We start from the raw sequence: 1,933 nt of genomic DNA on the forward strand, positions 1-1,933 counted from the left end.
ACGTCCTCAAGCTCGACAAGTCGTTTCTTCGCCGGACGGTCGATGACATCCGGGCCGAGGAGATCGTGCGCTCGACGGTCCGGCTCGCCCATGCGCTGGGGCTGCGCATCGTCGTCGAGGGGGTGGAGACGGCAGCGGCCGTCCGGATGCTCGGCGACGTCGGATGCGATCTCGCCCAGGGCTATTTCTTTGGTGAGCCCGGTCCCGCCGAGACGATTACCGAACATCTGCGCCGATGCCGGGAGACGATAGACCCGGACCAGACAACAGCTACGGCCCGGACGGCTGCCGCGGACCACCCGACGGTCGCCGACCAGGCATCGGTGGGAGTCACACAGTGAGGTGCGACGCGCCCGTGACAGGGGACGTTCGGCGACAGGGACGTTCGGTGGCACTGACCGCGGCACCACGTCCGGTCGGGCCTTCCGTCTGGGACGGGGTCTCCCTGCACCGCAGCCCACGCCGGGCCCCGGTGGCCGTCGGCGGCACCATGGACCCGGCGACCCTCGTCGGCGCCTACCGCGTCGGCGCCTTCCCCTGGCCCAGCGACGAGCCCGCCGACGACGCCACCGATGTTCCCGCCGCCGCGGCGGTGGCCAGCTCCGGTGCCACCATCGACGGGTCCGGCGACCTGGCCCCGGTCGAGGCGGTGGACGGCATCGTGAGCGTCTACGGCTACGGCGCCACCAACCATCCCACCGGCACCGACCATCCCGGCGGCACCGACGGGCAGCGCGGGTCGACCGATTCGGCGGAGCCGGCGGAGTGGGGGCTGGCCGAGTACTACCGGATGCTGCGGGCGGCCGTCGCGGCCCGGCGGATTCGGCATCTGTCACCGCAACGGCCCGGCGGGTACGACCTGCCCTGGTGGAGCCCGGACCCGCGGGCGGTGATCCCCGCCGGCGGCGTGCGGGTGAGCCGGTCGCTGCGCAAGCGGCTACGCAGCTGCGGGTGGACGACGTCCATCGACGAGGCGTTCGTCGATGTCGTGCGTGGCTGTCAGCGCGACGGCACGTCGGGATGGATCACCGACGAGCTGCTCGACGGGTACGCCGAGCTGCACGCCCTGGGCTGGGCGCACAGCATCGAGGTGTGGGACGGCGACGAGCTCGTCGGCGGCATGTACGGGGTGGGGATCGGCGGTGTGTTCGCCGGAGAGTCGATGTTCCACGCCCGCACCGACGCGTCCAAGATCGCCCTTGCCGATTTCGACGCCCGGTTCCGCGCCGGTGGTGGTGTGCTGCTCGACGTGCAGCTCACCACCGAGCATCTGATCTCCCTCGGCGCCCGGGACGTCCCCCGCCGCGACTATCTCGCCGTGCTCGCCAAGGTGCGCGACGAGGACGTCCGCCTCACCCGGGATCGCCTCCCGGTCAGCCGGCTCGCTCCCCCCACCACCAGCTGACCGTCCGGACGACCCGACTCAGACGCCTTCGGCACCGACGTTCTGGACAGCACCGACGTTCCGGGCAGCACTGACGTCCGCCGCCGCGTCGGTATCGGCGAGGGCCAGAGGGTAGCGGGCGTGGGCGTCGGCGAGAACGGCGAGCAGGTCGTCGATCTCGGCCTCGGTGTTCGCCGCGGTGACCTGAACCCGCATACCCACCTTCTCCCGCGGCACGATCGGGAACGGCACCACCCCGGCGAGCACCCCCCGCGCGTACAGGAAGTCACCGAGCTCGGCGGCATGGTCCGGATCGCGCAGTGGAATCTCGATGATCGGAAAGCCGCTGGTGTTGAGGGTGGCGAGCCCGAGCCGGTGAATTCCGTCGAGCAGGCGGCGGGTCAGCGTGTACAGGCGGGCGCGAAGCTCGTCCCCGCGCCGTTCGTTGATCTGTAGGCCGACCAGCCCCGTGGCCAGCGACGCCACCGGCGACGGCCCGGAGAAGATGTAGGAACCAGCCGCGGACTTGAGGTAGTTCTTCACTGGCGT

At 71.3% G+C, this 1,933-nt stretch carries 2 protein-coding genes and 1 pseudogene; 2 read left to right on the plus strand and 1 reads right to left on the minus strand.

All coding sequences use genetic code 11. The features are described 5' to 3' along the window. Positions 1–341 (plus strand): EAL domain-containing protein (locus G6R24_RS20585; RefSeq protein ID WP_163550783.1); only part of this gene is annotated, 341 nt, incomplete at its 5' end. 47 nt (positions 342–388) lie between these two features. Continuing rightward, positions 389–1,405 carry a leucyl/phenylalanyl-tRNA--protein transferase gene (gene aat / locus G6R24_RS20590; RefSeq protein WP_163550784.1) on the plus strand — a complete coding sequence of 339 codons (1,017 nt, stop codon included), beginning with the start codon at positions 389–391 and terminating at the stop codon, positions 1,403–1,405. An 18-nt stretch (positions 1,406–1,423) separates the two neighbouring features. On the opposite strand, the pseudogene G6R24_RS20595 reads toward aat, so the two are convergent. Continuing rightward, positions 1,424–1,933: pseudogene (locus tag G6R24_RS20595) on the minus strand (hypothetical protein); the annotation flags it as partial.

It is taken from the genome of Candidatus Frankia nodulisporulans (assembly GCF_902806475.1).
GTDB lineage: Bacteria > Actinomycetota > Actinomycetes > Frankiales > Frankiaceae > Frankia > Frankia umida.